The following is a 6,152-nucleotide window of genomic DNA, read 5'->3' as shown; positions in this document are numbered from 1 at the left end:
GCATTCTCCCTGCCTTGCCCTAAACGATCACCGGCATAAGAAAACCACGAACCTGATTTTTCAACTACATTCAGTTCAACTCCGAGATCAAGAAGGGTTGCTTCTTTCGAAATGCCTTCACCATACATCATATCAACCTCAACCTGCTTAAACGGTGGTGCAACCTTATTCTTAACGACCTTAATACGTGTCCGGCTTCCCACCATCTCATTACCTAATTTGATCGTCTCCATACGACGTACATCAAGACGAACCGATGAATAGAATTTCAATGCACGGCCCCCAGGAGTTACTTCCGGACTTCCAAACGATACACCGACTTTCTCCCGGAGTTGATTAATAAAGATAGCTATCGTCTTGGATTTGCTAAGCGAACCGGATAATTTTCGCATCGCTTGAGACATGAGTCGGGCTTGAAGTCCTACATGAGAATCCCCCATCTCTCCCTCGATCTCTGCTTTAGGAACAAGGGCCGCTACAGAGTCAATTACGATAATATCTACCGCTCCTGTTCTCACCAGCGCATCTGCAATTTCAAGCGCCTGTTCACCGGTATCGGGCTGGGACAACAGTAATTCATCAATGTTAACGCCTATATTCTTCGCGTAAAGTGGATCAAGTGCATGTTCGGCGTCAATGAAAGCAGCTTGTCCTCCTAACTTCTGTACTTCAGCAATCGCGTGTAGTGCCACTGTTGTTTTACCGGAGGATTCTGGACCATAAACCTCAATAATTCGTCCTCTTGGAAAACCTCCTACACCTAAAGCTATATCAAGAGCAAGATTGCCGCTCGAAACGGTTTCAACTTGGACATGAGCTGCCTCCCCTAATTTCATGACAGCCCCTTTCCCATAAGACTTCTCAATTTCCTTCAAAGCCTTTTCTAGTGCCGCTTGTCTGTTTTCTTGGTTGTCCATAGTCCAAAACTCCTCCCTATAATACGAATGTATGTTCCTTTTTATAGGAACAATTTACCACACATATGTTCGTATTTCAATAGGAAAGGAGATTTTTCCCAAGACATTTACTTAATTACCCATTCTCCCTTGATCTGCCTGTAGAAACGATATTCTTGTTTCAGGTCAGCGTCCAGTAGTAACTTCGCTTCCTTCAAAAGTTCATTCAACGGCATAACTGCTTCAAGAGATTCTGATATTGCGATAATGGGATACGACGAGTGCCGTAATGATGCATGCAAGTGACTGGTATCACCACGGATCACCAATACATTTCTGGATTCAGATCCAATCTCAACTCTCCCCGTAAAGGGATAAGGAGCGGCATGAATTTGAAACGCTTTTTGTTTATCCCGCATGGCACAGCAAAACTGAAAAAACACTAAATGGGACAAAATCTGTTCCATTGTCCATGTTCTCCAGAACTCATGTGACCATTCCAAGTTGAGTAATTGCGCAGCTCGCGGGCCAATCGTATAGACGGGTATCGTGTTCTTGTTCTTGAGAAGTAGGTGCTGAATCAGCTTCTTCTCAGCTAACATGCGCCGGACTTGATGTCGTTTCCACTGGAATAGACGCCCCATCTGAACACTTCCCATACAGCCGATCAAACCAAGCGATCTGAGTCCATCTGCTTCGGTAGCCGCTCGTAATGGAGCATATCCCGGTTCAAGCTCTTCCGGAAATGAAGCAGGTTTAAACGTCCATTCATGCGTAATAGAGAAGGGTGATGTTTTCATACAAAGCTCCTTTCTAAAACTGAAGTAAGGAAAGAGGCGAGAATCGCCCCTTTCACTTTTTGGGAATAATCCGCCCATAAATCCGTTCTTGCTTAGGGTCAACTCCGCGGACCCGAATATAAACCGTGTCGCCCCGCTTCACTTTTCCGAACCGGATATGCGGAACCAGAGCATCGACTCCGCGCTCAAGATTAACAAAGATGCCATATTCCATTACACCGGAGACCTTACCTTTGTATGTTCCTTTGGATACATAACGTTTTGCGCAATCCGGCCATGGACTTTTCTCTGTTGCCTTCTTGCTAACCTTCACGATTTTATTTTCTTTATCCAGTTCTACCACCTTTACTTTGAGGTGATCCCCAGCACTTATTTCTTCACGAAGATCATCTACCCATCCATAACCATATTCCTGAACCGGCAACTCCGTTGTAATACCGCCAATATCTAGCATCAATACCTTGGGCGTAACATTACGAACTACCGCTGTGATTACCGCATCTTGCTCCAGCCATTTCCACGTCAAACCTTCCATATGTTCCAGGGCTGCTTGACGGGATGCGATGAAGGTATCTCCTTCACGATCATAGCTCAAGATCTTAAAGGCAACGGGTTCTCCAAGTAACCGCCGAAATTCATGGGCATCCTTTGTACCAGAGAATTCTTGAGGAATATAGCCTCTTACCCCACCAACCAAAACCACGCCACACAGCTTGTTCAGCTTTGGTTCAAGGCCAATTAATTCAGCTTGCAAGACTAGATCATTCTGTCTTGCACTATAAATCTGCGCCCAGCCTTCATCATAGCTGCTTTGTTCCAACTTGTCCTCGTTATAACCTTCGATCAAAACTCTTTTCAACTCTTCACTCATGTTCATTACCTCCAGAAATTTGTTTTTTTGATATATGAAAAAACCTCAACGTATTTGCGCTGAGGGACTTACTCAAATGGATCTTCTTCTCTTTCTGTCGTTACGGTATCTAAATCACCTTCGTCTACAATCGGCTCGTTTTCGATAGGTTCAGATATAAATTTCAAGCGGGATGTAGTCGTTTCTACATCAGGCTGCTCATCTAGTGCCAAATTTTCCTGTACAGCCTTAGCGCCTTTGCCCTTGATTACGATACTAAATCCTTTCCACCACTGCCGCTTTACTTCCCATTCCCGCCGTTCTTTCCAGTCCCTCGGAATAAATGAACCTTTGCCTATTTTCGGCGGTAAAGGTGTGCCATCGTCCAGCAGCTTCGCCACGTAATGAAACTTTGGCAAACCGTCCATCATTTGCGTATAGAAAATGCGATCCTCTTCTATTTCCGTATCACGATAGTTTTCCGGCAATAGATTAGGCAATAACAATTGCTGTTTAAACGTGCTTTGTCTGCTGATGATCTGCTTTTTGCCGAACTCCCGGCTAAATTCAACAGCATCTTGATAAGATAGCCCGCCAAAAGCGATTTTGTTACGGCAACTCGTCATAATGGATTGCTTCATGGCCTTCGCGTTGATCTTGCCAGATTCAACTTCTAGCTGCCCCAAAGACTGGATAGCAAATATTCCGGCTGTTCGATACTCCGCTGCAATGGATAAGAACAACTCCACATCGGGATTAATATATCTGGAATACTCATCCACGATCATAAAATGAGGGATGCGCGTGCGCTCTGTGCCCGGCCTGCGGAATGTTCCGCTCTGCAAATGCATCACGACGAACTGACCAAAGGCATCCCCGGCTTTCCGCAATTTACCCATGGCCGTATTTACAGCTAATACACCGCCAGAAGCAAAATGCTTGTCCATGTCGAAATCGGATTGTCCGGTCAAGATTGGCTCCAAATGCCGGTTAGACGTTAAGTTCTCAAGCTGGGCGCGAAGCCCGATAACAAACTGCTGATATTTTTCCTTCTGTGCCCCAAGCAGTTCCGATTGGAAAAACTGAACCAGATCGGATTCACCCTCTTTAAAACGAAGTTCCTGTACCTTATCCTCCAGCATTCGTTGATCTCGCATCGTTCGGAGTACATCGCCCAGGTTAACATCATCCAAGTAAAGACGTTTTAAAAGCTTGGTGATATTGCGTCCGGCAAGCTCCTGAACCGTAGCGAAGAATGCTTCCTGTTTCCCGAACATCGACTTTAAGACGGTTACCGTAGCTTCAGCTACGTCGTCCTCATCTCCTTTCATCACAGGAAACCTCGCGCTATGAGTTATGGTGGGATCAACATGGACACAGGGCATATCCATTGCATCACACATTTCTGCCACCATTGCCGCAACATCACCTTTAGGCTCCACAACAGAAAGTCCTAGTGGAACCCCCTTCTTCTTCAGAAGCAGCAACTGATAAATCATTGGCTTGAGTAAAGTGGCTGTCTTTCCACAGCGGGTAGGGCCAACAACAAGCATATGCGTGAACATATCACTGCCTCCCCATTGAATCATGCTCTCACCTTCCTTTCTATTGATTAATTTATTCAATAATTGTGGTATAATAGATTGCAAAGGGGGGTGATTTCCTTGCTTTGCACGATGAAGATCAAACTGTTGACGGATAGTGAACAACATCGAAAGTTATTGGACACCATGAAACGATTCAATGAAGCGTGTAACTACATCAGCAAAGTTTCTTTTGAATCCAAAACGTTCGGTAAAATTGGTATCCAAAAGCTTTGTTATTACGACGTCCGCGAGCGCTTCGGTCTGTCGGCGCAGTTGGTTGTCCGCTCTATCGGAAAGGTTGCAGAAAGTTACAAAACTGAACGCAAGTCCGTCCATGCCTTCCGCGAATTTGGGGCCGTCGTGTATGACCAGCGTATTCTGTCCTTCAAAGGGCTGGAGTACGCATCTATACTTACACTTGAAGGACGCATTGACGTCCCTATGATTATTAGCGCCTACCACAAAGGCGTATTGCAGGGCCGCAGGGTTCGCGGGCAAGCCGACTTGATTTTACAAGACGGATCATTTTATCTCCTCCTTGTGGTTGATTTGCCGGACGGAACACCGTTTGAGCCAGAAGGCGTAATTGGCGTTGACCTTGGTATTGCGAATATCGCTGTTGATTCCACGAGCGAAGTATTTTCTGGTTCAAAGGTTAACAGCATTCGCGCTCGTCATCGTCGTTTGCGAAAGAAATTGCAAGCGAAAGGCACCAAATCTGCTAAACGCTTGCTTAAAAAGCGTCGCCGCAAAGAACAGCGTTTTGTACGCGATATAAACCACTGCATTTCCAAGAAGATTGTTGAGAAAGCCAAAGGCACTCGGTCTATGATTGCTCTCGAAGACCTCAAAGGTATTCGGGAACGGACGGAGAAGACGGTTAAAAAGGCTCAGCGTGCGAAACATTCTTCTTGGGCGTTCTATCAGCTTCGCCAGTTTATCGAGTACAAGGCTAGACTGGCTGGTGTACCAGTGGTTTTGGTTGATCCGCGCAACACATCCCGAACATGTCCGGAATGCGGACTGATCGACAAAAAGAACCGAGCGACCAGAGATACATTCCATTGTCAATGCTGTGGGTACGCTGCTCCAGCCGACAATGTGGCTGCTCGTATCATTGCGAGCAGGGCTACTGTCATATAGCCAAACGCGGCAGATTTATTCTAGCTGCAAGCTCACGGCTTTAGCCGTGTGGTTTATGACCTCAATCCTTCATAGGTATTTCTTCACCCAAATTCAGCCGAATCTCTGTCTTGGAGGAAATAAATAGACGTTTAAACCTTTTCCAACGATCAGCCGCCGTAGGTTTGACATGAACAAGTTGTTGCTTGTTCACATTGCCTCGACGGTTTTTCAAATTGTGTTCGAGTCTGTAATTGGTAAATGTAAGGAACGAGGACAAAATGAGTGCTGCTATAAAGGCTGTGTGCACCGTTCCTGTTATCGAAAACGGAAAGGATAGAGTCGCTATAATCTCCTCTTTCAGTCTGAGACACAACGCTATCCCAATCCAAAGCAGGCTGGTGAAGAAGTAAATTAGCTTATTCTCCCGTTCTAACACCCAGCCGTATAAATAGATGATTAAACCGACGATGCTAAGTGACCAAGGAATAAATAACGGCCAACCCGGTAAGCGCCAATACAAATAAGCCCACCCGCCAAGAGTGAGCAATAAGCTTACGAATCTGATCATGGCATATAAGTTTCCTTTCAAATCTTCGTTCAAATGAATTCAAAGGGAATTCTTTGAAATACCCACAATATCCACATGTGCTGCGGTTGATAACTCCTGCTTGTAGTGTTCAACTTCATCCTCATAACAAAAAAGGAGGACTCTTCGTCCTACTGTCTGGCTTACTCCTATGGAGTAGTTGGTTAAACATCGTTTCAAAGTCATCATGTTCATCGTTAGGAGTTCGATGACATAGGGGTCTTTCCACGGTCCCATCCGTTCTTTTTGCACCAGACCGTATTCAAATCCGTATTTGCTGGAATTTCCCACTTCTTTCAGTTCTCCATA

Annotated in this window: 7 protein-coding genes; 1 reads left to right on the top strand and 6 read right to left on the bottom strand. The window is 45.3% G+C overall.

The features are described 5' to 3' along the window. From recA to BCV73_RS34595, 4 genes are all read right to left on the bottom strand, one after another. The coding region (gene recA / locus BCV73_RS34610; protein ID WP_089550038.1) for a recombinase RecA at positions 1–917 on the bottom strand (917 nt) is incomplete at its 3' end. Positions 918–1,024: 107 nt separating this feature from the next. Next, positions 1,025–1,696 (bottom strand): hypothetical protein, encoded by a 672-nt coding sequence (locus tag BCV73_RS34605; protein ID WP_009225503.1) that lies wholly within the window; start codon positions 1,694–1,696, stop codon positions 1,025–1,027. 52 nt (positions 1,697–1,748) lie between these two features. Continuing rightward, positions 1,749–2,567: a S1 RNA-binding domain-containing protein gene (locus BCV73_RS34600; RefSeq protein ID WP_232282309.1), complete on the bottom strand. Its 819-nt coding sequence runs from the start codon at positions 2,565–2,567 to the stop codon at positions 1,749–1,751. 68 nt (positions 2,568–2,635) lie between these two features. Beyond that, entirely contained in the window at positions 2,636–4,135 is a 1,500-nt protein-coding gene (locus tag BCV73_RS34595) for a type IV secretory system conjugative DNA transfer family protein (protein WP_143811923.1), read from the bottom strand. Positions 4,136–4,222: 87 nt separating this feature from the next. Here BCV73_RS34595 and BCV73_RS34590 point away from each other — a divergent pair, with 87 nt between their 5' ends. After that, a complete protein-coding gene (locus BCV73_RS34590; protein WP_256993095.1) occupies positions 4,223–5,275 on the top strand; it encodes an RNA-guided endonuclease InsQ/TnpB family protein in 1,053 nt (350 codons plus the stop codon). A 61-nt stretch (positions 5,276–5,336) separates the two neighbouring features. Here the strand turns inward: BCV73_RS34590 and BCV73_RS34585 are convergent, their stop codons facing one another. Next, entirely contained in the window at positions 5,337–5,825 is a 489-nt protein-coding gene (locus tag BCV73_RS34585) for a hypothetical protein (RefSeq protein WP_036645502.1), read from the bottom strand. A 39-nt stretch (positions 5,826–5,864) separates the two neighbouring features. Then, positions 5,865–6,152 (bottom strand): hypothetical protein (locus BCV73_RS35555; protein WP_218828226.1); only part of this gene is annotated, 288 nt, incomplete at its 5' end.

This window comes from Paenibacillus sp. SSG-1 (assembly GCF_002224835.1).
Taxonomy (GTDB): domain Bacteria; phylum Bacillota; class Bacilli; order Paenibacillales; family Paenibacillaceae; genus Paenibacillus_AQ; species Paenibacillus_AQ favisporus.
Note: the sequence above shows the minus strand (reverse complement) of the source record. Positions and strands in the feature narration are given on the sequence as shown.

Bases quoted from the DNA above. Each gene is read 5' to 3' on its own strand.
- BCV73_RS34605 (WP_009225503.1), bottom strand. From the start codon at position 1,696: ATGAAAACATCACCCTTCTCTATTACGCATGAATGGACGTTTAAACCT.
- BCV73_RS34600 (WP_232282309.1), bottom strand. From the start codon at position 2,567: ATGAGTGAAGAGTTGAAAAGAGTTTTGATCGAAGGTTATAACGAGGAC.
- BCV73_RS34595 (WP_143811923.1), bottom strand. From the start codon at position 4,135: ATGATTCAATGGGGAGGCAGTGATATGTTCACGCATATGCTTGTTGTT.
- BCV73_RS34590 (WP_256993095.1), top strand. From the start codon at position 4,223: ATGAAGATCAAACTGTTGACGGATAGTGAACAACATCGAAAGTTATTG.
- BCV73_RS34585 (WP_036645502.1), bottom strand. From the start codon at position 5,825: ATGATCAGATTCGTAAGCTTATTGCTCACTCTTGGCGGGTGGGCTTAT.